The following is a 22,654-nucleotide window of genomic DNA, read 5'->3' on the forward strand; positions in this document are numbered from 1 at the left end:
TAAGACTTTTTTCCTTTGCTGCTCCTGTTCAGAATTTCGCCGTTCCGTTTTTCATCACATCTATATTAGGAGTTGTTTTCGGGCTGTTAAACTTCACACTGCTTAAACCGGTTTTCGACTTGCTATTTAATCAAACGGCACAGGTGGCCGCTGAAACTCCCACGTCCGCTCCGGTGTTCAATTATAATATAAGCTACTTCAAAGATTTATTCTACTTTCATTTCCAAGCCGTCATTGAACAATCAGGCAAATTAGCCGCATTGAAAATGGTATGCATCGCCATTGTGATCTCCGTTATCCTAAGCAATTTATTTAAATATTTAGCCGCGCGGATTATTGAGAACTTCCGTTTGAAAATAGTGACAAATATCAGAAGCAGCATTTTTAAAAAGCTTACGGAAATCGACCTCCAATATTTTAACACACAGCGTAAGGGTGATTTAATTTCTCGCTTCATGACTGATGTTGTAACTATTCAGGATTCCATTATTCGTTCACTCCAGGTAATTTTAAGAGAACCGATCGCCATCATCCTGAACTTTACGGTTTTGTTTTTGATATCTTCTGAACTGACTTTTTTTGCCCTGATCTTAATCCCGGTATCCGGTTTGCTTATTACAACAATTGTAAAACGCTTAAAGAAACATGCAACGGCTGCACAGGAATCATTAGGAGTACTTGTCTCCAGTATTGACGAAGGCTTAGGCGGCGTAAAGATCATTAAGTCTTTTAATGCTGAACAGTACATGCAGGAAAAGTTCAACGGTATTAATATGTGGACCAGCAAGATCCACCGCCGTCTTTCCAGGAGAGTTTTGCTGGCTTCCCCCGTATCCGAGATGTTGGGTGTAATAACAGTTGCCTGCCTTCTTTTCTATGGAGGTACACTGATTTTAGACGAGGGAGCTGATTTGGACGGCTCTGAATTTATAGTATATATTATATTATTCTCCCAAATAATACCTCCCGCTAAAGCGATTTCGGAAGCGTTTGGAAACATTTCGCAGGGAATATCTGCAGGAGAACGAGTATATCAGCTACTGGATGCTCCGGAAAATATTACAGATAAAACTGATGCATTGTCAAAAAGCTCTTTTCAGGCTGAAATAGAAGTCAAAAACGTTTCATTTTATTATGATAAAAAAGCTATTCTCAAAAATATCGACTTAAAAATAGGTAAAGGCCAAACCCTGGCACTTGTTGGACCTTCAGGTGGGGGAAAATCAAGTCTGCTCGACCTATTCCCCCGATTTATGGATCCTAAATCAGGTAAGATTTTAATTGACGGACTTGACTTAAAGGACATCAAAATGGCTGATACCAGGGCATTGATGGGCATTGTGAATCAGGAAGCTATTTTATTTAACGATAGCATCTTTAATAATATAGCCTTTGGAAGGCCGGTTACGGAAGAAGAGGTGATAGCGGCCGCTAAGATCGCTAACGCTCATGAATTCATTATAAACACTGAGAATGCATACCAAACCAATATCGGGGATCGGGGAATGAAGCTGTCAGGGGGACAGAAACAACGAATATGTATTGCCAGGGCCGTAATAGCTAACCCACCAATCCTTCTGCTGGACGAAGCTACTTCAGCACTGGATACAAAATCAGAAAAGCTTGTGCAAGAAGCACTAAAAAAATTGATGAAAAATCGTACTTCGATAGTTATTGCTCATCGCTTAAGCACTATACAGGATGCGGATAAAATTGTAGTAATTGATGCCGGCGTTATTGTTGAAGAAGGACGACACCAGGAGCTAATGAACAAAGACGGTTTATATAAAAAATTGGTAGAAATGCAAACATTTGCATAAACATGGTACTCCGGAAAATCGAATCGACTTATCATTTTAAACATCAATACTCGATTTGTACGCTGGTTACTGACCAGGCACAATATGAGGGAATGATGCAGTCATTTATTCAGGCTGGGTTTAATACAACTCTTTGCGAGTTTCTAGTTGCCGATAATACAAAGGGAAATAAATTTGAAGCCTATCGCGCGATAAATAGGTTTCTCCAAGAAGCCCAGGGCAGATACATCATTGTTTGCCACCAGGATATTCTGATAAATTACGATCAAGAGTATGTACTTAAAGAAAGGATTGCCGAACTAGATTGCATTGACCCAAAGTGGGGAATTGCGGGCAATGCAGGGGCAATGGATTTATATCAGATGGCAATGGTGATAACGCAGAATAAGAAATTAATCAGAAAGGGTAAATTTCCGTCAAAAGTAATTTCGTTGGATGAGAATTTTCTTTTAATAAAAGCCGAAGCTAATCTTGCCGTATCAGGAGACATTTCAGGATTTCATTTATACGGGACAGATATATGCTTAATAGCCGATTGTATGGGATGGAATTCCTACGTTATTGATTTTAACATATCTCATGATAGCTCGGGTAGAATGAATCCCTCGTTTTACGAGATTTCTAACCAATTGCAGAAAAAGTATCAGCGTTTTTTTCGGGGGCGATATATAAAGACCACTATAACCCGTTTTTATCTGGGTTCAAAATGGATTTCATGGTTCATGAATCTTCCAATTATTAAAAGCCTTGTCAGGATTTACTATAAAATCAAGTCCAATTGAAATAATAAATGGATGATAGCAGCCCTCTTGTTTCGATAGTTCTTTGTACTTATAACGGCGAACAATTCTTAAAGGAGCAACTAGCTAGCCTAGTAACCCAAACCTATCCCAATCTGGAAATAATTATTGTGGATGATAATTCCAGTGATGGGACGAAAGATCTTTTGATTTCGTTTACCAGCCTGCATGATAACATTCAACTATTCTTTAACGAATGTAATCTAGGGTACAATAGGAATTTCGAAAAGGCGCTTTCGTTAACGAACGGTAAATATATTTCTATTTGCGACCAGGATGACATATGGTTTCCAGATAAAATTGAAAAACTGGCTGGCTCAATTGGTGACAACTGGGCTATATTTTCAAACTCTGAATTTATTGATTGGGAAACGAAATCAATGAGCCAGCAGTTGATCAGCACTGATTTATTAATGGATGGCTATAAAAGTATATTGCTGGAAAATTTCTTCACCGGCCATACATCACTATTAAGTAGAGAAAGCTTTAAATATATTTTACCAATACCTGAATATGGCTTTTATGATTGGTGGATTGGATTCGTCTGCCTGTATCACCAAAAACTCGTATTTCACAATGAAGTACTTACCTACTACCGGGTTCATCAAAAATCTGTTACTCAGTACAAGAAGAAAAAAAAGCACAGTATAATAGAGGATCTTGATATCCAACTTGGAATCTTTCTGGAATATCCAGAACTCGAACCAAGGGACAAAGATTTCATCACCGATATTAGGAGAAAGCTTAAAACGGTAGGAATATTTAATCCGCTGTTATACGACTTAATAATAAATTACTCTAAGTATTTTCCTCAACGAAACCATAAAAATCCTGTGTCCCGATTAAATTTTTTAAGAAAATTTCTCAAAAGAAGGCATTAACGAATGGGCGTTGACCTTATGCAGAAAAGCATTTAAGCGCCAGTCTAAAATAAAGTAGCGTCCCAAATCTGTTTCGTAACCCACTCCGATTTAGCACTTTCATACAGCTGATAGCACTGCAACCTGCCTTTCTCATCGTGTTAACGAAAGATTTGAATGCTTTCAATTCACAAAATTTCATCTCAATTTCGGTCAGATTTGACTTATTTAGCGGTAATGTGTGTCGCCACTTTTCATGTAGAAGTAAAACGGAGCTTATCCAGTCTTTCCCAAAATTGCCTTCAGAGAAGTGGGTGAGCAATACTTTAAAAGTGACACAAACATCAAAGTGAGCGCCCACAGACAAAGAAATATCTATATCGTATCCATGAAATTTTTGTAAAAGTAAGCTGTCGAATGAATACTTTGTGAGGATATTTTTCTTTCCACAGAACCATACGCCATCTATAACCGCGACTTTCGCCAGATCCTCCGAAGATTCATTGCTATATTTGATCTCTTCAGCTTTTTCGCTGTATTTGTAATGCTGCGTTAAATGAATGAAGTTAATTTTTGCAGGAATGTGTGTTGCCTGCCAACCTGAAGGAGACAAAGATTTATAACTACTTCCTGCAATTCCAAGCAAACCTAAACGTCTATTTTCTCCAAAAGCCTGAACTACTTCCTTTCCCCAGCCAATGGAATTAAACTCTACATCTTCATGGACAAAACAAAGAATTTCGTAGTTGGCATCCATAACGCCCTGGTTATAAATCTCACAAATTCCACGCTGCGCTATTGCATTGTCATAGGCCAAGATCTCAAATGGAACCCCAATCGTCTTGGTAATGCTCGACCTGATATTTTCTAAAAGACTAACACTTACCGAGCATATTATTACAGATATCATTTTTACACCAATTGTTTGCGATGCTGAACAGTGGATGCGCTTTTGTAACAGAAAACATTAATTGCCATATCGAAAGCTTCACAAGTCAGCTCAGTGTCAATAAATGGCCTATTACGAGTATATGATTCTTTTAGGTAATAATGAAACCCCTGCTCCTTTATTATCTGTAGTAATTCATGGAGAGTTTGGAAAATACTAACATCATTGTGATATTCAAAAAAAATATTTTTAACATCAAAAAGCAGATCTGCACAATCTCTTATAACAGTATCTTCGGCACCCTCTATATCTAATTTAAGGAAATCTATATCGGTATTAATGTAATCTCTTAAACGTATGGCATCTATGTATGAAGGATGCTGCGAGGTGTAAGAATTCTTGACCCGGCCGCCCATACCTTTGTCTGTAAAAAAAGTTAGTGTTTCTTCTCTATTCCAAACAGCGTTATTATATAATGAAACATTGGAAAAACCAAATGTCATCACGTTTTCTTGTAGAATCGCAAAAATTTCTGGATCCGGTTCGAAAGCAATGATCTGGTGGCTTGGATAATTCTGGGCAAAGTAGACAACGCTTAATCCCATATTAGCTCCGCAATCCAAAATTGTACGGGAGTTTTCAGATGCAACAAATTCATAAATATGAGTTTGAAAAATTTCTTTGTAGGTAGATGTAAAACTGAGACCATCATGGTATTTGAACGGCTTTCCAAGTATATTAGTCGTACCGCTCTTAAACCTCGGTTCCCTTGAAATCACTGCCAATTCCAAATTCACGTTCCGAACATTCAAACTTCGCAATAAGCTCAAACAAAATTTTCTTGATACTTTCCTTAAGCCCAAATCGTTTCTTTAACGTAAATAAAATTATACAAAAAAAGCGACCCGAAGATCGCTTTATATTTAAATATATTGATTCTACAATTTCCTCTTAATCTCAACTTGTTCGTATGATTCAACAATATCACCAACCTCAATATTATTAAAATTGTGAATATTCAAACCACATTCATAACCGGTCGCAACTTCCTTAACATCGTCTTTGAAACGTTTTAATGAAGCCAGTTCGCCCGTGTAGATTACTACTCCATCTCTCACGATACGAATTTTACTGTTACGGGTGATTTTACCATCGAGAACCATACAGCCTGCAATAGTACCCACTTTGCTGATTTTAAACACCTCACGAATCTCGACATTCGAAGTAATTTTCTCCTCAAATTCAGGGTCAAGCATGCCTTCCATGGCCGCTTTAACTTCGTTAATTGCATCGTAAATAATAGAATATAAACGAATATCAATCTGTTCAGCTTCGGCAAGCTTGCGCGCACTTTGGGAAGGACGTACCTGGAAACCTATAATGATTGCATCAGAAGCCGAAGCCAGCAATACGTCAGATTCAGAGATCTGTCCAACAGATTTATGTATAATATTAACCTGGATCTGCTCGGTAGACAGTTTCAATAATGAATCAGATAATGCTTCGATTGATCCATCTACGTCACCCTTAACAATAACGTTAAGTTCCTTGAAGTTACCTATCGCTAGACGACGTCCGATTTCATCAAGAGTGATATGCTTTTGGGTACGTAATCCTTGCTCGCGCTGCAATTGTAATCTTTTATTGGCAACCTGGCGTGCTTCCACTTCACTTTCCATCACGTTAAACTTGTCGCCTGACGTTGGCGCGCCTTGCATACCCAATACCTGCACAGGCGTTGACGGGCCTGCTTGGTCAACCTTCACTCCACGTTCATTATGCAATGCTTTTACTCGGCCTGAATAACCGCCCGCAAGTATAGCATCTCCTACTTTCAATGTTCCTGCCTGGATCAATACTGTAGTTACGATACCACGTCCTTTGTCCAGGGCTGCTTCAATTACCGTACCTACCGCACGTTTATCAGGGTTCGCAGTAAGCTCTAACATATCTGCTTCCAGCAAGACTTTTTCTAACAAAAGATCAATGCCCATTCCTGTTTTACCTGATATTTCCTGGCTTTGATATTTTCCTCCCCAATCTTCGACCAGTATATTCATTGTCGATAATTGTTCCCGGATCTTCTCAGCATTCGAACCCGGCTTATCCACCTTACTAAATGCAAACACAATTGGAACGTTAGCGGCTTGCGCGTGGTTAATAGCCTCACGTGTTTGTGGCATTACACTATCATCGGCAGCAATCACAATGATTGCGATATCTGTTACTTTTGCACCACGGGCACGCATTGCTGTAAACGCTTCGTGACCAGGTGTATCTAAAAATGTTATTTTACGATCGTTTTCCAGAGTTACCTCATAAGCACCGATGTGCTGAGTGATTCCTCCGGCCTCTCCGGCAATCACGTTTGTTTTACGGACAAAATCAAGCAAGGATGTTTTACCGTGATCCACGTGTCCCATTACGGTAACGATCGGAGCTCTTGGCCCTAAAGAACCTTCATCATCAGCTTCTTCAAGCAGGCCGCTCTCCTCATCTTCAGGCTTAACAAACTCTACCTCATAGCCAAACTCATCAGCAACGATAGTAAGGGTTTCCGCATCCAACCTTTGGTTGATAGACACGAACATACCCAGGCTCATACAAGTTGAAATAATTTGGGTGACCGGAACATCAAGCATCAAGGCAAGCTCATTTGCTGTTACAAATTCTGTTACCTTAATGGTTTTGGACTGCATTTCCAGTTCCATTGCAGCTTCTTCAGCGGTCTGCGCTACGTCATCCCGCTTCTGACGACGAAGCTTTGCACGTTGTGCAAATTTGCCCGACTTACCAGCACCGCTCAAACGGGCGAGCGTGGCTTTAATCTGGTCTTGTATCTCTTTATCTGTAGGTTCTGCTTTTGGAGTGCTGTCGGTTCGTGGCTTATTCCTAAAATCAGGACGTGCAGCACCGCCAGCAGTTCCCTGCCCTGGTCTGGTATTTCTGAAATCGGGCCTGTTACCCTGATATCCTCCGCCTGCTCCGGGAGCTGGTGCCGGGCGATTAGCGCCGGCCTGCTGCCCTGCTTGCTGAGGGGGTTGACCGGGAGCGTTATCCTTGCGTTTTCGTTTGCGCTTATGATCAGCTCCAGCTGCACTGGAGGAAGATGCTACCGGTTGTCCGCGACGGGCAGGAGTTGTTGGCAATTCAATTCTGCCTATGACATTCGGGCCTGTTAATCGTTCAGCTTTCGCCCTGATAACTGTCGCGTCGGGATTACCCTCCTGAGTATTTGGTCTAATTTCCGTTTTGTCTTCAACCTTTGGTACAGAAGAAACTTCTACTTTTGGCTCGACAACCGGAGTTTTTTTCAGCGCCTCTTCGACGACAGGGCTTACAATCGGTTCCCGATTTTCTATCTTCCTGGGAGTCTCGACAACAGGCTCTGGCTTCGACTCCTCAGCCTTAACAGGCTCAGCTACCTTAAGAATTACCGGTTCGGGCTGTACTTCAGACACTGGCTTCTCTACTTCTGCGGGTTTCTTATCGACACGGTTTTTGGGATTTAGATCATCCAAATTGATCTTTCCAACAATCTTAACACCGGGCAACACGCCATCATCTGCTTTAGGTTGTTCACCTGCAGGCTCTACCGGAGCAGGCTTAGGCTTTTCAACAACGGGTGGCGGAGGCGGAGTATAGGAAGTAACGTTTTTGATCAGAATCTCTTCCTGCTCGAAATCCTTCGAACGCGGTGTTGGTTCAACTCTTTCTGGGATTATCGGCTGATCGTCACGACGGATTTTGCCAATAACAATCTGTTTGGCTTCTTCCTTAACGATTTTATCCCCCTGATATTCCTTCAAAAGAACGTCATACATTTCCTCAGTAAGTTTCGTATTCGGCCGGGCATCAACTTTATATCCCTTTTTTCCTAAAAACTCAACCGCAGTAGACAGACCAATATTCAGCTCCTTCGCAGTTTTAAGTAAATTTGTGTTTTTACCTTCTGACATTTATTATTTAACCTCGCTTATTTTTGTACAAAAGTACGGTTTTTGTTTTAGTATCAAGAACGTTTCAGTGTCAAGAACCAAGTATGAGATGTCAAAATTAATCCTGATTATCATTACAACTACAATTACCAAGACTAGACATAAATACACCTGCCTGCCGTCAGGCAGGTAAAACGTTTAACTATTACTCAAATTCTGATCGCAGAATTTCCATTACATCTTTAACAGTGTTATCTTCCAAATCGGTGCGTTTAACTAATTCTTCAACAGTCAAAGCTAATATCGATTTTGCTGTATCAAGACCAACCCGTTTAAATTCGTCGATGATCCAACCTTCGATTTCATCTGAAAATTCTTCAATATCCACATCCTCATCATCTTCATGGGCTTCACGGTAAACATCGATCTCGTAACCAGTCAATTTACCCGCCAACTTAATATTATGTCCCCCACGTCCAATTGCCAATGAAACCTGATCAGGCTTTAAGTAAACAGCCGCTCTTTTTTCTTCGTCATCAAGCTTGATGCTTGTAATCTTAGCAGGGCTTAAAGCACGCTGGATGTACAATGAAATATTGTTTGTATAATTTATTACGTCAATATTTTCGTTTTTCAATTCACGAACAATACCGTGGATTCGGGAACCTTTCATACCTACACATGCCCCAACAGGATCAATTCTGTCATCGTATGATTCTACCGCTACCTTTGCACGTTCACCTGGTTCGCGAACAATTTTCTTAATGGTAATTAACCCGTCAAAAATTTCAGGAACTTCCATTTCGAATAGGCGCTGCAGGAATTCTGGAGCAGTACGCGAAATAATAATCTTTGGATTACCATTAAGCATCTCAACTTTATCAATTATGGCACGTACCGAATCTCCTTTTTTGAAATAGTCTGCAGGAATTTGTTCGGTTTTGGGAAGCAAAAGCTCGTTACCTTCATCATCCAATACAAGAGTTTCTTTCTTCCAAACCTGGTAAACCTCCCCTGTCACAATTTCACCGACGCGATCTTTATACTTTTTAAAGATCTCGTCTTTCTCAAGCTCAAGAATCTTAGAAACAAGTGTCTGACGTGCTGCAAGAATTGCCCTGCGACCAAAACTTTCAAGTGTGATCTGCTCAATAAAATCATCTCCAACTTCAAGATCCGGATCTATCGCGGTAGCCTCAGCAAGTTCAATTTCCAGGTCGTCATCTTCAGAAAATCCATCTTCCATTACAGTACGTGTACGCCAGATCTCCAAATCCCCATTATCCGGATTCACAATCACGTCACAATTTTCATCGTTACCGTATCTCTTGCGCAACATGCTGCGGAAAACTTCCTCCAACACACTAATAACCGTAGGACGGTCAATATTCTTGAAGTCTTTAAACTCCTGGAATGAATCGATTAAGTTAATATTGCTCATTTAATATTGAATTTGTCCGTTCTGCGGACGTTATTTAAAACTCACCAAAACTTTTGTTTCTGTTATATCTGCAAATGGAATTACATTCTGAATCACAGATGCTTTTTTTCCTTTTTCTTTTATATTTTCTTCTATTGTTATCCCGGAGTCGTCAGCTGCTAAAAGTTTTCCTTCATGTTTCGACCCATCAATCAATTTAACATTTAACGAGCGACTGATATTTTTCTGATATTGCCTTAATGACTTCAGAGGCATATCTAACCCAGGCGAAGAAACTTCTAAATTATACGCCTGTTCAATAGTATTTTCTTCTTCAAGATGAAAACCCACATGACGGCTGATAGCTACACAATCTGTAATTGCCACTCCATTATCGCCATCTATTAAAACCGTAAGAAGACCGCCGCCGTGCATCTGTACATCTACCAAAAACAGGTCGGGCCGTTCAGCAATCTTTTCTTCAACTAATTCAATAACCCTGTTCTCTACGTTCATATCAACGTTTTTATCCCCGTCCAAAAACGGGATGGTAAAAAAAGAGCCCCGATATTGTCGGGGCTCTTCTCAGATCGGATGCAAATATAATAAAACAATTTGGGATTGCAAACTAGTCGGTAAGAAGGATTTAGCAAAGTTTGAAATAAGGGAATTAGCAAATAGCGAATCCACTAAGGCATTATTTGATAGTGAACTTGTACTCGAGAAAGCCATCTGTAGGCGACAAATCCCGTTTCGTAATAATATCTTCAGGCTCTTCCAATATATCCTTTGTATAGCAGCGTGAAAAATAAGCTTTGCCATTTGCAAAACCCTGTGCAGGAATAAATTTGACAAGGCTGTCATTAACTGTGTAAAACCCATCAATTGCCGGCTGAAAATCTCTTATTTCCTGGTCGGATGTTTCCTCGTATACTGCGAAAAAGTCTTTCCATCGGTCAGCTTCCATCGAATCTACACGCAGTTCTTCGATTATATTCAAGGGAATATTATAAAGTTCTACTGACGAACTATCAGATGATAACCTTAGCTTAATTCCCGAATTAGCAGTTTTATTGGTTACCGTTTCTCCACATTCTGAAATTGTTAGCAAAATAATTGCGGAAATGTAAAACAGATTTTTCAACTTCATGGTTAGATATTTTTAAACCTAAGCTAATTATTATGAGACTTATCATTGAAATTTTATTAATGGGCGTGGCAGTTGCTGTTGCGGCATACCTTTTACCTGGAGTTGTTGTTGATGGCTTTTGGAGCGCTATTATTGCTGGAGTGCTTATCGCATTGGCAAATGCCACCATCGGAACTATTTTGCGAATCCTGACATTTCCCATAAATTTCCTTACACTGGGCTTAATGTCATTCGTCATAACTGTACTCATGGTGTTATTGGTAGACAACCTGATGGACAGTTTTAACACAAATGGGTTTATATCTGCCTTACTATTTGCATTACTACTGTCAGTATTGAATATGATATTCTCGGCTGTAAGCTCTGATAGGAATTAAGAGTTGTACGTGGTACGTTATAAGCTGAGCGTAATTCGTAATTCTTCTACTTCCCAACAATATCCTCGGTGGCTTTCACAACACTCTGGGCCTTATCTTTTTTTGTGATTTCATAAACATCCCGGTTGTTTTGATTTGCATAGAACTTACCAAGGATGGTTACAGCAGACGCCCGCACGAGGGACACCTTATCGTTTAGGGCGATTAACCGAATCTGTTCATAAACAGCCTTTTGCTCATCAAAACTAAGCTTATCGACCACGGACAATGCAGCTGTTCTTATATACCAATTTTTATCTTTGAAACTCTCTATCAGGGCAGTTCTCGCTAAAGGATCATTTTTCATCTGAAGCATCATAGTTACAGCCTCCAGGCGATCCAGAAACAAAGGCGCATGACGGTATTGAAAAATATACTGTTTTAAAGTCTTCATTTCAACTTTCTCTCCCAAAATATACTTTTCAGCATCTGTATTTATAAGATCCGGGTTAACTTGCGAAGGAAATATGAACGTCTGGTCTTGCTTATCAAGTACAATTTCCTGTCGTGCAACATTACCTGCCGAATAGATATCAACAGCCATGGGGATTCGATACAGCGGGAATTTCGATAAATCCTGCGTTTGTTTAATTGTGACCATTAACTCCTTTTTATCAGGATTATAGTTGTTTTGAATAGTTAACACAGGGTGGCCTGATGCCATGAACCACTGTTTAAAGAACCAGTTAAGGTCCATTCCACTTACTTCTTCAAAAGCGAGTCGTAAGTCGTGGATTTCGGCATTTTTATAGGAGTGGCGTGTTAAATAAAGGTTGAGGGCTTTAAAGAAAGCCTCATCTCCAACTGTCTTGCGAAGCATATGCAGAATCCGGCCCCCCTTTTGATAACTTATTTCATCGAACATCTGCTCACGGTCGGCGTAATCAAAGCGGATGACATCCGGATTCTTCTTGCGGTCGCCGCTTAGATAAACGGAAAGATCTTCAAAGCCTTTTAAGTCGGCAGCTTCTCTGCCATACTTATGTTCCTCCCATAAATACTCCCCATATGTCGCGAAAGATTCATTTAAAGGCAGGTTTGACCATGACTCGGCAGTCACAAGATCGCCAAACCAGTGATGAAATAGTTCATGAGCGATAATATCCTCGTGGTTCTCATCCAAATATTCCCCTTCAGACATATTCATTCTGTCAAAGAAAACAGTGGCAGTGGTATTTTCCATTGCACCGCTTATAAAATCACGCACTACGATCTGAGAATACTTATCCCACGGATAATCAATACCTAACTTATTTGAAAAAAACTCGATCATCTCCGGCGTCTTTCCAAAAACCAACCTCGCAGTTGATGCATAAGCCGGCTCCGTATAATAATTTACCTCTTTATCTCTCCACTTATCCTTTGTAATAGTAAAATTTCCCACTGCAATCATGGTAAGATAAGTGGAGTGAGACTGTTCCTGCCGCCAACTGTCGGTGCGTGTGCCATTACCATTCAGGGTGGAATATTCTAGTGAACCATTAGAAAGACTCACGTATTCATTAGGAACAGTGATATTAATTTCCTGGGTCATCTTCTCCTGGGGGTCGTTTATAGTAGGGAACCAACTTGAATTGCATTCCGTTTCACCCTGAGTCCAAATTTGTCTTGGTTTATCCTTGTCTTTACCGTCTTTGTTGATGAAATAAAGGCCGCGATCACCAGCTGATGCAATATCTTCTCCAATTTTCAACTTGTTAGGCATTGCCACATAGTCAATCAATATTGTAAAGTCCTGGTCTTTAGTATATACCTTATCTAGTTTAACATTTAATTTCTTTCCATTGTATGTGTACCGTAAGGGCTGCCGATCATTTTTGCTGACAAGGGAAATATTATTGATTCGAAAACCATTAGCATCAAGAGTCAACTGATCAGAAGAGTAGAAATATGGTCTTCCCTGGATTAATGCTTTTCCATAGACATATGCACTATCCCAGCTAAAATTAAGGTCAAGCCTGGTGCTGAGTATGTCGGTCGTACGCGTATAGCTACCCCGATAGATATTTAAGCCGGGGGCATTTTCCCTTATCGAAATTGGCTCGAGGTTCACCATCTTCGGTGTAGAGCATGACATTAAGTAGAACGCGCCTAAAAGGCAGATACATAGGATGTATTTATTTCTCATAGAATTATTTCTCGGCAAGCAGGTTGTCTATTGTCTTTTCAAACTCCTGCACAAATTCAGTGTAGTATTTACCTGTACCGGGACCGTTGAAGCCAGTATGGATTTTTCTCACTGTACCTTTTTTATCAATGATTATTAATGTTGGGAAAGCTTCAAAATTGTTGAGCATCGGTAGGCTCGCCGCGACTTCCTCATTCTTGTTAGCGAAACCTGTTATAAGCAATTTATAGGGCACATTGAACCTATCACGCAAACGTTCCACATTCTTTTTTGAACGGTCAAAATCTTTAGTACGTTCATAGGCCAGGCCTATTATTTCGACTCCCTTTTTGTTATATCTGTTATAGAAAGGGACAAGGTAGGCAGTTTCATCCATGCAGTTAGGGCACCAGGATCCTAGAAATTGCACCAGAACAACTTTATTCTGATAGATCTCATCAGCGAGGGAAACTTTATTTCCATCCAATGCCGGAAAGGTAAAATCAATCTTTTTGAAACCGCTTTTCAAAGCAGTTAAAGAATATGCGTCCGGAAGGGTCGCATTTTGATCTTTGCTGGCTACCCAGCCCTTGATACCTGAAATCCCGGAATAGAACTTCCCATCAAGAATTGTACTATCATTTACAATATTTGCTGTAAATAAATAAGCATTTCCACCATCAAAACTAGAGAGAAATAATTTATTGTCAGATACTGTTCCCTCCAGAAAACGATAGTCGCCGGTAGGTGTAAGAAAAGTTCCTGATAAGCGGCCATTTTGATTTTGAAATTCCCCAACAGCAATTGTGGTATCGGCAGAATCCAAACTGGTAAACGTAGTTGACCAACGGCCGGCAATATTTGAATTGGAGTTTGTATTGGCTTTGAAAAAGCGCCATTCTTCCCCGACTTTAGCATTGAAATCCATAACGGCATCCTTATCTGCCAAATGCTTGATCCACTGCCCGGATAAGGTATTGCCTTTATTTTTCGCTTTGATCTCTGAATCGAAAAGGGGCAATTTTATAAACACTGAATCAGATGCAAATGAAATTTCATCGACCCTGAGCCTTTCCTCACCGTTAATTAAATTGATGTACTTCACCCCAGCGGAATCAACGAGTTCGAAATTAAATGGGATTTCGGCAGCCGAGCTGGTTTTAAGAGTGGCCCTCCAAATTCCTGCATTCATCACTGAATTTGAGGGTTTACAAGATAAAACTGTGCTCCAGATTAAGAAAAAAGTGACTTTGTAGAGAGAAAATTTCATCTTCTTGAGTTTCTATTTTAATATTTCACGAGCGATTATGATACGTTGAATTTCGGAAGTCCCCTCATAAATTTGGGTAATCTTGGCATCCCGCATTAATCGCTCGACATGGTATTCCTTTACAAATCCATACCCTCCATGGATTTGAACTGCTTCCACAGTAACTTTCATCGCGACCTGCGAGGCGTATAATTTCGCCATTGAGCTTGCCTGGGCATAGGGTAATCCCTGATCTTTTAGCCAGGCAGCTTTAACACACAGCATTCTAGCTGCCTCAATTTCCGTGGCCATGTCAGCCAGCTTGAACTGAATAGCCTGATGGCCTGAAATCGTTTTACCAAATGCTTTTCGTTCCTGAGAATAGTTCAGTGCCAGTTCATATGCCCCTGATGCTATACCCAATGCTTGTGAAGCTATACCAATTCTACCCCCTTCAAGCGTTTTCATTGCAAATTTGAAACCGAAACCTTCCTCGCCGATTCTATTCTCCTTGGGTACTTTGACATCAGTAAACATTAAGGAATGGGTATCTGACCCACGTATCCCAAGCTTATTCTCTTTTAGGCCTACCGTAAAACCCGGCATTCCCTTTTCAAGAATGAGGGCGTTTATACCCTGATGTCTTTTAGCTGAATTAGTTTGAGCTATAACTAAATATGTAGAAGCTGAACTTCCGTTAGTTATCCAATTTTTAGTCCCGTTCACTAAATAATGATCGCCCATATCGATGGCGGTTGTCCGCTGGGAGGTTGCATCGGAACCCGCTTCTGGCTCAGACAAACAAAAAGCGCCAATTTTTTCTCCCGAAGCAAGTGGCTTTAGATATTTTTGCTTCTGCTCCTCAGAACCATAATTTTCTAGACCGTAGCATACAAGAGAATTATTCACTGACACTATAACGGAGGCAGATGCATCGATCTTGGAAAGCTCTTCCATTGCCAATACATAGGAGATGGTATCCAGGCCTGAGCCATTATATTTCGGGTCAACCATCATACCCAAAAATCCCAGCTCCCCTAATTTTTTAACTTGCTCGACTGGAAACTTCTGGTTTTCGTCACGATCAATTACCCCTGGTTTTAATTCGGTATTTGCGAAATCTCTTGCCGCATCGCGGATCATTAACTGTTCTTCTGAAAATTCGAAATACATAAATAATTGGTTAAGTCAACAAAAATAAACTTTAGCGGCTATATATACTGTAAATGCACATCAAGAAAACTTATGCCGCCTCAGTTCATTTAAGTGTCCTTATCTTTTGTTCAATCAATGTTGTAGAATAACCAGGAAGATAGTACAGTGTTTGAACCCTCCCACCGTTTTGTACAACAAATTCGGCACCAACAATTTGATCAATAGAATAATCTGCACCTTTCACCAGAATATCAGGACTCACGATTTTAATGAGTTCCAAAGGAGTTTCGTCGTCAAAAATGACCACTGCATCTACAAAAGAAAGCGATGCAAGAATTGTAGATCGCGATTTCTCATCAGTAATAGGTCTACCTGGGCCCTTAATGTCCCTGGTAGATTTATCTGAATTCAGCCCTACAATCAATTTGTCTCCTAAATCCGCAGCTTTTGCCAGATAGTCGATATGGCCGAGATGAAGAATATCGAAACAGCCGTTTGTAAAAACTATCTGTGCACCAGGCAAACGCCACATTTTCAGAAGGGTTCGAATGCTGTTCTGAGTGAAAATTTTTTCCTGTATATGCTTAAGTTTGCTCATCGGGAGATAATTTGGAAGACTTTATCATGAGCAAAATTACGCTAATTGCACCCGCTATAATAACCAGGAGTGTTTGAATAGAATGCAATAGCAGGGCGTAGGCAAGACCCTCACTTTTTAGTATATCATATACCATGAGTCCCTCAGAAACCATGAAGTGGAATGCTCCAATACCGCCCTGTACTGGTACGATCATACCCAGACTACTGAAAACTAATACTGAGAGCGAAGCTAGCAGCCCAAGGCTGGAGGTAGAAGTGAGTGCAAAGAAGCACAAGTATATAGATAAACCATATAATGTCCAGATAAATACTGAACAAAAAATGAATGCGGATTTATTTTTTAAGTCTTTGATGGAGAAAATGCCGCTTTTCATTTCTATATATAAACTGTATATCCGGTTCCTGATTCCCCAATTCTTTTTTTTCATCAAAAGGTAGAAAAATCCTATGGCGAGAACAAGTATGAGCACGGCTAATATCAGAACTGTAAGGTTCACGGTGCCACTATTCATTTTGGCCATAATGTTATTGTACAGGAAATCCGTAAGAAGGTCGAACTGAAGCATTATACCAAGGGCTACAACTATTATTAACATAAGCAGATCAACGATGCGCTCAACTATTACGGTACCTATAAGCTTGATTATCGGAATTTTATCTGTCTTGTTAATAACACCGCAGCGTGAAACTTCCCCCATTCTCGGAAATGCAAGATTTGCCATGTAGCCAACAAACACTGCATAACACGTATTTAACAATGTTGGTGTACCATGACCTAATGAGGCAATCATCATTCTCCATCTGATAGCCCTAACAATATGTGCTACAAAACAGGCGACAACAGAGGCAAGAACCCACTTGTAGTCAGCTCTTTTAAGATCAGAAATTAATTGGTTAACATCCTGCCCCTTAAAGGCCAGAACTAATAATGCCACGCCGACTAATAGTAAAATTATGTACTTAAATGTAGAGAGGTATCGCGTCAATATATTGGTTGTTATTTGTTTGATAAGAGCATATTGTCAATAATCCGGATATTGCCCACCCGGGCTGCTACAAGTGCGATAATATTTTCGGTCTGTGGGAACGAAGCTGGCTCGAACGTATTCTTGTTATATAACTCGAAATACTCCATCTCAATTCCAGCAACTTTGGAAAGGTATTTTATGGCATTTTTTTTAATCTGTGGTATGCTTAATTCGCCAAAGTCTGCTTTGGCTTTTGTTAAAGACATGAACAAAGAAAGGGCATTCTGGCGATCTTGGTTTGATAAATATACATTCCTTGAGCTCATTGCAAGGCCGTCTTTTTCCCGAATAATCGGACACATTATCAATTGTACATCGACACCAAGCTTATTCACCATATAAGATATCACGACAAATTGCTGAAAATCTTTTTGCCCGAAAAAAGCAAAATCAGGTCTTACAATGTCAAAAAGTTTTTTAACAATTTGGGTAACTCCCTGGTAGTGACCAGGACGCACTTCTCCTTCGAGAACATTATCAAGGTTGTTGAGTTCCATATGCCACTTATCATTGCTACTATACATTTCCTCCACTTCAGGACGAAACAATACATCACAATCTGCTTCTTCAAGCTTTTTAATATCATCTTCTATCGGCCTCGGATAGTTTTCCAGATCATTCTTGTCATTAAATTGAGTTGGATTAACAAATATACTGCAAACTACGACGTTGGCCTTTTCACCTGCCGCCTTTACCAGTGATAAATGTCCCTGATGTAAAGCTCCCATTGTAGGCACGAATCCTATAGTTTTACCCCGTAGTTTCAACTGTTCCAAATACGTATGAACTTCTGCCCTGGTCTTGAAAATTTCCAAAATATCTCTTCTTTAATTGACCCCAAAAATGGTTAAATACTTAACTACCACCAAAACAACTTGCGTAAATCGTTGATAATTCATAACATATTCCGTATCTTTGCTGTTCTACAACTTTTCTTAACCCTTAATTTAATCAAATTGGAGATGGCTAAAACGAAGATTCTTTTTATTACGCATGAGATGTCGCCTTTCCTTGAACTTACTAAGATTTCCGAGATTACCCGCCAGCTTCCACAAGCTATGCAGGATAAAGGATTTGAGATCCGAATCCTGATGCCTCGTTTTGGCAATATTAATGAGCGCCGTAATAGATTGCATGAAGTAATTCGTCTTTCAGGAATGAATATCATTATCAATGATAACGACAACCCTTTAATTATTAAGGTGGCATCCATACCCTCTGCACGCATGCAGGTGTATTTCCTTGATAATGAGGAATACTTTCAAAGAAAACATGTGTTTTCTGATGGAGGAAATAAGTTTTATGAGGATAATGATGAGCGCACAATATTTTTCTGCAAAGGTGCTTTAGAGACAGTTAAGAAACTTGGATGGTCTCCTGATGTTGTTCATTGCCATGGGTGGATGAGTGCTCTTGTTCCGGCTTACCTAAAAACAATTTACAAAGACGATCCTACTTTCAAGAACTCAAAGGTGGTTTATTCTGTATATGACGAAGGTTTTGCAAACAGTTTAAACCCAGCATTTGCAACCAAGTCAATTATGGGAGGGATGACTGCGGAAAATACTCAGATTTATACAGACGCCACTAACACAGCCTTAGATTTGGGAGCTATATCTTATTCCGACGCGGTAGTTTATGCGAGCGAGAATATCAGCGAAGAAGTGTTAAAGTTTGTTAAAAAAGGCAATAAACCGACCTTAGAATTCAATCTGACATCAGATTTCGAAAATTATTACAACCTTTACGAAGAAATAGCTAATGAAGAGCTGGTCTCTTTAGTTTAAGGTGTATCGCCAAGAAACCTACAATCTCCATACAATAAAGTGGTGATTTAAACTGGTTCTCCGGCTTTTAAAAAAATGTTTACAGATGAAATTATACAAACTGGACTTATTAACGTTGTTGATAAGTCTTTTTATTTTTAGTGGCTGTCAAAATACAGATTCTATCGGTTTAGATGTTGATCCTTCAACAGGTATTTCGGGAACATTCATAGATACCGTTACGGTCAGGTCAACTACAGTTCGTGAAGATTCGATCCTTACCAATGCATTAAGCCAGTATCCCCTGGGCTATTTTAACGACCCGATTTTAGGTAAAACAACATCCAATATTGCGCTTTCATTAACCATGGTTAATAGCAGTACTACTTTTGGAACCGCCCCTGTTTTGGATTCAGCGGTTCTTGTGTTACACTATGGTGATGAGTTTTACGGGGATAGCACTTCGAAATTTCAGATTGAAGTACGTCAGCTATCTGAGCAATTAAGCAAGTCTAAAAGTTACTATAATCAAACCGGTTTCAATGTCAACTCTGCAATTATTGGTAATCAAAGGGTGACGATACGCAGAAAAGATAGCGTTAAAGTAAACGAGATTGTTACTGGTAAAGCTGACGTTATAAAAACCAGAGCTCCACAAATAAGGATTCCCATAAATGCATCTTTCATCAATAACAATTTCCTCAAGGCTGCCGCAGCCAATTTCAGCACTCAGGCCCTGTTTATGAAATTTATTAAAGGATTGCATCTAAGAGTAAATGAGGCACAAAGCTCAGGCCCGGGTGGTATTGCTTTTCTGAATCTTTCTGATTCCAGCAGGCTTGAAATCTATTATAAAACTACAAGCGGTACTACCATTGATACAACTAAAGTTTCTTTTCCTATTTTAAACGGGAGCGAACCTGTAGCTGCCCAATTCACACACGACTACACTGGAACAAACGTTCAAACCCAATTGAATAATCCAGCTACTCAATATGATTTTACTTATGTTCAGGGCTTAGCCGGTCTCCGCACAAAAATTAGATTTCCTCATCTGGATAAGTTGAAGGAGCTTGGAAATATAACCATCAATAAAGCTGAACTCATCGTATCTGTAGTTGGCGGTACTGACAATTATAAGCCGGCGCCTCGTTTGCTAATGTATACGACTGATATAGCCAGCCAGAGGCAATTTATTCCTGACTTTGGCACAAATGCTGCAATCGCACTTTCCGATCTGGATTTTGGCGGTTTCTACGATGCTGCTAATAAACGTTATAAGTTTGTTGTGACAACTTTTCTTCAGGATATACTTAAGGGTAAATCTAAACAATATGATACATTTATTGCTCCGGTGAGTACTCGCTATACACGTCAGTTGGGGCCTTTAGCTTCAGGTACAACAGCCTCAAGAACTGTTTTAGGCAGCGGAAAAAATGGAGTGACTTATAAAATGAAACTTAATTTATTTTATAATAAAATAAATTAGGCCCGCTTTAAACCAGATCTTTTATTCTTGTTTGTTTTTCGAATAACTTCAATCCTTAAAATTTTAAAATTATGTGTGGAATTGTCGGATATATTGGGTTCCGTGAGGCTTGGCCAATTGTGGTCAAAGGACTTCACAGGCTTGAATATAGGGGATATGATAGTGCTGGTGTTGCTTTAATCGACAATACACTTAATATTTACAAAAAGGCAGGTAAAGTTAGTGACCTTGAGCTCTCTGTCGAAGGCGCAAATCTCAATGGCAAAATCGGTATGGGCCATACCCGCTGGGCAACCCACGGAGAACCTTCCGACAGAAACTCCCATCCGCATACTTCCGGCGATGAAAGCCTCGCAATAATACACAACGGAATTATTGAAAATTATTCCACACTGAAAGAAACTCTTGTTTCAAGAGGACACATTTTCAGAAGCGATACTGACACAGAAGTACTGATCCATCTTATTGAAGATATTCGAAATCAAACTGACCTTGAACTTAGAGAAGCAGTGAGAATCGCACTAAGTGAGGTAGTAGGAGCATATGCTATTGTCATTATGGACAAAAATGATCCTGACGAACTAATCGCTGCCCGCAAAGGCAGTCCAATGGTACTGGGAGTAGGTGAAAGTGAATATTTCATAGCATCAGACGCTTCTCCTATCATCGAATATACAAAAAATGTAATTTATCTTAAGGATAATGAGATCGCGTATATCCGGCGCGAGGAACTCTTGATCAAAAGTATAGACAATGTAGTTCAGATACCATATGTTCAGGAGCTAGAGTTGAAGCTCGAGATGCTTGAAAAAGGCGGGTACGATCATTTCATGCTTAAAGAGATATTCGAACAGCCCAGATCAATCAGAGACTGTATGCGCGGTCGTATATACCCGGAAATCGGCAAGGTACAATTGGGCGGCATCAAAGAATATGCCGAGAAACTAAAAAATATTGACCGAATTATAATAGTTGCTTGTGGTACATCATGGCATGCGGGACTTGTAGGGGAATATCTGATTGAGGAGTGTGCGAGGATACCGGTAGAAGTTGAATATGCTTCTGAATTTAGGTACCGAAATCCGATAATTTCCGAAAAGGATATTGTGATAGCAGTTTCTCAATCCGGCGAGACGGCTGATACTATGGCAGCGATTGAACTTGCAAAGGAAAAAGGTGCTACCATCTTTGGTATCTGTAATGTGGTTGGCGCATCAATCCCTAGATTAAGTCACGCTGGGGTTTATACACATGCAGGCCCGGAAATTGGCGTAGCCTCGACAAAAGCATTCACGGCCCAGGTTACAGTACTGACTTTGATGGCACTCTACATGGCTCAGCAAAGAGGTACAATTTCTCAAACAAAATTGGTACACTTATTAACCGAATTAAATGATATCCCCTTTCTCGTTGAAAAATGCCTTCAATCAAATGATAAAATCAGGATTATATCGGAGCAATTTAAAGACGCCCGTAATTTTCTTTTCCTCGGTCGCGGTAGCGGTTTCCCGGTGGCGCTTGAGGGGGCTTTGAAGCTTAAAGAGATCTCCTACATTCACGCAGAAGGATATCCTGCTGCTGAAATGAAGCATGGTCCAATAGCTTTAATTGACGAGGATATGCCGGTAGTATTTATCGCTACAAAGAATTCCTCTTATGAAAAGGTCATCAGCAATATTCAGGAGGTAAAAGCCCGGAAAGGAAATGTTATAGCGATAGTAACCGAGGGTGACACAGTGGTTAGAAATATGGCAGATTACACCATTGAGATTCCCGATGCAGATGAAATCTTTTTACCTCTGCTTGCTACGATTCCGCTTCAGCTGTTGTCGTATCATATAGCAGTACTTCGCGGATGTAATGTCGACCAGCCACGAAATCTGGCAAAATCAGTAACTGTGGAGTAAATGCTTAAAGTAATAATGATCAATGGTAAGATTATATAAACCGCGAGAATCTACAAAATA

The 22,654-nt window shown here is 40.0% G+C and carries 19 protein-coding genes; 7 read left to right on the forward strand and 12 right to left on the reverse strand.

Annotated elements, in window-relative coordinates:
- The 3 genes from ACLL8Z_RS02690 to ACLL8Z_RS02700 all read left to right on the forward strand — a co-directional run.
- Positions 1 to 1,820 (forward strand): ABC transporter ATP-binding protein (locus tag ACLL8Z_RS02690; RefSeq protein ID WP_411273210.1); only part of this gene is annotated, 1,820 nt, incomplete at its 5' end.
- A gap of 2 nt (positions 1,821 to 1,822) precedes the next feature.
- Positions 1,823 to 2,602 (forward strand): hypothetical protein, encoded by a 780-nt coding sequence (locus ACLL8Z_RS02695; protein WP_411273211.1) that lies wholly within the window; start codon positions 1,823 to 1,825, stop codon positions 2,600 to 2,602.
- A gap of 8 nt (positions 2,603 to 2,610) precedes the next feature.
- On the forward strand, positions 2,611 to 3,501 hold the full coding sequence (locus tag ACLL8Z_RS02700) for a glycosyltransferase (RefSeq protein WP_411273212.1): 891 nt from the start codon (positions 2,611 to 2,613) through the stop codon (positions 3,499 to 3,501).
- 16 nt (positions 3,502 to 3,517) lie between these two features.
- On the opposite strand, the gene ACLL8Z_RS02705 is transcribed toward ACLL8Z_RS02700, so the two are convergent.
- The 6 genes from ACLL8Z_RS02705 to ACLL8Z_RS02730 form a co-directional block, all read right to left on the reverse strand.
- Positions 3,518 to 4,390, reverse strand: coding sequence for a glycosyltransferase (locus ACLL8Z_RS02705; protein WP_411273213.1), 873 nt, complete (start codon positions 4,388 to 4,390; stop codon positions 3,518 to 3,520).
- A 2-nt stretch (positions 4,391 to 4,392) separates the two neighbouring features.
- Positions 4,393 to 5,199 carry an FkbM family methyltransferase gene (locus ACLL8Z_RS02710; RefSeq protein ID WP_411273214.1) on the reverse strand — a complete coding sequence of 269 codons (807 nt, stop codon included), beginning with the start codon at positions 5,197 to 5,199 and terminating at the stop codon, positions 4,393 to 4,395.
- A gap of 108 nt (positions 5,200 to 5,307) precedes the next feature.
- Positions 5,308 to 8,328 (reverse strand): translation initiation factor IF-2, encoded by a 3,021-nt coding sequence (gene infB / locus ACLL8Z_RS02715; protein ID WP_411273215.1) that lies wholly within the window; start codon positions 8,326 to 8,328, stop codon positions 5,308 to 5,310.
- A 184-nt stretch (positions 8,329 to 8,512) separates the two neighbouring features.
- Positions 8,513 to 9,748 (reverse strand): transcription termination factor NusA, encoded by a 1,236-nt coding sequence (nusA, locus tag ACLL8Z_RS02720; RefSeq protein WP_411273216.1) that lies wholly within the window; start codon positions 9,746 to 9,748, stop codon positions 8,513 to 8,515.
- Between the two features lie 30 nt (positions 9,749 to 9,778).
- Entirely contained in the window at positions 9,779 to 10,243 is a 465-nt protein-coding gene (gene rimP, locus ACLL8Z_RS02725; protein WP_411273217.1) for a ribosome assembly cofactor RimP, read from the reverse strand.
- A 181-nt stretch (positions 10,244 to 10,424) separates the two neighbouring features.
- Positions 10,425 to 10,877, reverse strand: a complete 453-nt coding sequence (locus ACLL8Z_RS02730; RefSeq protein WP_411273218.1) for a hypothetical protein — start codon at positions 10,875 to 10,877, stop codon at positions 10,425 to 10,427.
- A 32-nt stretch (positions 10,878 to 10,909) separates the two neighbouring features.
- Here ACLL8Z_RS02730 and ACLL8Z_RS02735 point away from each other — a divergent pair, with 32 nt between their 5' ends.
- Positions 10,910 to 11,254, forward strand: coding sequence for a phage holin family protein (locus ACLL8Z_RS02735; protein WP_411273219.1), 345 nt, complete (start codon positions 10,910 to 10,912; stop codon positions 11,252 to 11,254).
- Positions 11,255 to 11,300: 46 nt separating this feature from the next.
- Here the strand turns inward: ACLL8Z_RS02735 and ACLL8Z_RS02740 are convergent, their stop codons facing one another.
- The 6 genes from ACLL8Z_RS02740 to panC all read right to left on the reverse strand — a co-directional run bounded on the left by ACLL8Z_RS02740 (position 11,301) and on the right by panC (position 18,247).
- The gene (locus tag ACLL8Z_RS02740; protein WP_411273220.1) at positions 11,301 to 13,421 is read right to left on the reverse strand and encodes a M1 family metallopeptidase; all 2,121 of its coding nucleotides are present in this window, start codon (positions 13,419 to 13,421) and stop codon (positions 11,301 to 11,303) included.
- 4 nt (positions 13,422 to 13,425) lie between these two features.
- The gene (locus ACLL8Z_RS02745) at positions 13,426 to 14,592 is read right to left on the reverse strand and encodes a peroxiredoxin family protein (protein ID WP_411273221.1); all 1,167 of its coding nucleotides are present in this window, start codon (positions 14,590 to 14,592) and stop codon (positions 13,426 to 13,428) included.
- Between the two features lie 90 nt (positions 14,593 to 14,682).
- Positions 14,683 to 15,822, reverse strand: coding sequence for an acyl-CoA dehydrogenase (locus tag ACLL8Z_RS02750; RefSeq protein ID WP_411273222.1), 1,140 nt, complete (start codon positions 15,820 to 15,822; stop codon positions 14,683 to 14,685).
- An 85-nt stretch (positions 15,823 to 15,907) separates the two neighbouring features.
- On the reverse strand, positions 15,908 to 16,402 hold the full coding sequence (rfaE2, locus tag ACLL8Z_RS02755; protein WP_411273223.1) for a D-glycero-beta-D-manno-heptose 1-phosphate adenylyltransferase: 495 nt from the start codon (positions 16,400 to 16,402) through the stop codon (positions 15,908 to 15,910).
- Positions 16,389 to 17,390 (reverse strand): lysylphosphatidylglycerol synthase transmembrane domain-containing protein, encoded by a 1,002-nt coding sequence (locus ACLL8Z_RS02760; protein WP_411273224.1) that lies wholly within the window; start codon positions 17,388 to 17,390, stop codon positions 16,389 to 16,391. Before ACLL8Z_RS02760 ends, rfaE2 begins: the two co-directional genes overlap by 14 nt.
- Before the next feature lie 11 nt (positions 17,391 to 17,401).
- The gene (gene panC / locus ACLL8Z_RS02765) at positions 17,402 to 18,247 is read right to left on the reverse strand and encodes a pantoate--beta-alanine ligase (protein ID WP_411273225.1); all 846 of its coding nucleotides are present in this window, start codon (positions 18,245 to 18,247) and stop codon (positions 17,402 to 17,404) included.
- Positions 18,248 to 18,394: 147 nt separating this feature from the next.
- On the opposite strand from panC, the gene ACLL8Z_RS02770 reads away from it, so the two are divergent.
- The 3 genes from ACLL8Z_RS02770 to glmS all read left to right on the forward strand — a co-directional run bounded on the left by ACLL8Z_RS02770 (position 18,395) and on the right by glmS (position 22,594).
- Positions 18,395 to 19,219, forward strand: a complete 825-nt coding sequence (locus ACLL8Z_RS02770) for a glycogen/starch synthase (protein WP_411273226.1) — start codon at positions 18,395 to 18,397, stop codon at positions 19,217 to 19,219.
- An 85-nt stretch (positions 19,220 to 19,304) separates the two neighbouring features.
- Positions 19,305 to 20,687 carry a DUF4270 domain-containing protein gene (locus ACLL8Z_RS02775; RefSeq protein ID WP_411273227.1) on the forward strand — a complete coding sequence of 461 codons (1,383 nt, stop codon included), beginning with the start codon at positions 19,305 to 19,307 and terminating at the stop codon, positions 20,685 to 20,687.
- Between the two features lie 71 nt (positions 20,688 to 20,758).
- Positions 20,759 to 22,594, forward strand: coding sequence for a glutamine--fructose-6-phosphate transaminase (isomerizing) (gene glmS / locus ACLL8Z_RS02780; RefSeq protein ID WP_411273228.1), 1,836 nt, complete (start codon positions 20,759 to 20,761; stop codon positions 22,592 to 22,594).
- The last annotated feature ends 60 nt before the right edge of the window (positions 22,595 to 22,654 follow it).

Origin of the sequence: Daejeonella sp., assembly GCF_046590655.1 — a bacterium.
In the GTDB taxonomy this organism is placed as follows: Bacteria; Bacteroidota; Bacteroidia; order Sphingobacteriales; family Sphingobacteriaceae; genus Daejeonella.

Excerpts from the sequence above, each read along its gene's own strand:
- ACLL8Z_RS02745 (WP_411273221.1), bottom strand. The coding sequence starts at position 14,592 with ATGAATGCAGGAATTTGGAGGGCCACTCTTAAAACCAGCTCGGCTGCC.
- ACLL8Z_RS02695 (WP_411273211.1), top strand. The coding sequence starts at position 1,823 with ATGGTACTCCGGAAAATCGAATCGACTTATCATTTTAAACATCAATAC.
- ACLL8Z_RS02730 (WP_411273218.1), bottom strand. The coding sequence starts at position 10,877 with ATGAAGTTGAAAAATCTGTTTTACATTTCCGCAATTATTTTGCTAACA.
- infB (WP_411273215.1), bottom strand. The coding sequence starts at position 8,328 with ATGTCAGAAGGTAAAAACACAAATTTACTTAAAACTGCGAAGGAGCTG.
- ACLL8Z_RS02775 (WP_411273227.1), top strand. The coding sequence starts at position 19,305 with ATGAAATTATACAAACTGGACTTATTAACGTTGTTGATAAGTCTTTTT.
- ACLL8Z_RS02705 (WP_411273213.1), bottom strand. The coding sequence starts at position 4,390 with ATGATATCTGTAATAATATGCTCGGTAAGTGTTAGTCTTTTAGAAAAT.
- ACLL8Z_RS02740 (WP_411273220.1), bottom strand. The coding sequence starts at position 13,421 with ATGAGAAATAAATACATCCTATGTATCTGCCTTTTAGGCGCGTTCTAC.
- nusA (WP_411273216.1), bottom strand. The coding sequence starts at position 9,748 with ATGAGCAATATTAACTTAATCGATTCATTCCAGGAGTTTAAAGACTTC.
- ACLL8Z_RS02735 (WP_411273219.1), top strand. The coding sequence starts at position 10,910 with ATGAGACTTATCATTGAAATTTTATTAATGGGCGTGGCAGTTGCTGTT.
- ACLL8Z_RS02700 (WP_411273212.1), top strand. The coding sequence starts at position 2,611 with ATGGATGATAGCAGCCCTCTTGTTTCGATAGTTCTTTGTACTTATAAC.
- ACLL8Z_RS02770 (WP_411273226.1), top strand. The coding sequence starts at position 18,395 with ATGGCTAAAACGAAGATTCTTTTTATTACGCATGAGATGTCGCCTTTC.
- glmS (WP_411273228.1), top strand. The coding sequence starts at position 20,759 with ATGTGTGGAATTGTCGGATATATTGGGTTCCGTGAGGCTTGGCCAATT.
- rimP (WP_411273217.1), bottom strand. The coding sequence starts at position 10,243 with ATGAACGTAGAGAACAGGGTTATTGAATTAGTTGAAGAAAAGATTGCT.
- ACLL8Z_RS02750 (WP_411273222.1), bottom strand. The coding sequence starts at position 15,822 with ATGTATTTCGAATTTTCAGAAGAACAGTTAATGATCCGCGATGCGGCA.
- rfaE2 (WP_411273223.1), bottom strand. The coding sequence starts at position 16,402 with ATGAGCAAACTTAAGCATATACAGGAAAAAATTTTCACTCAGAACAGC.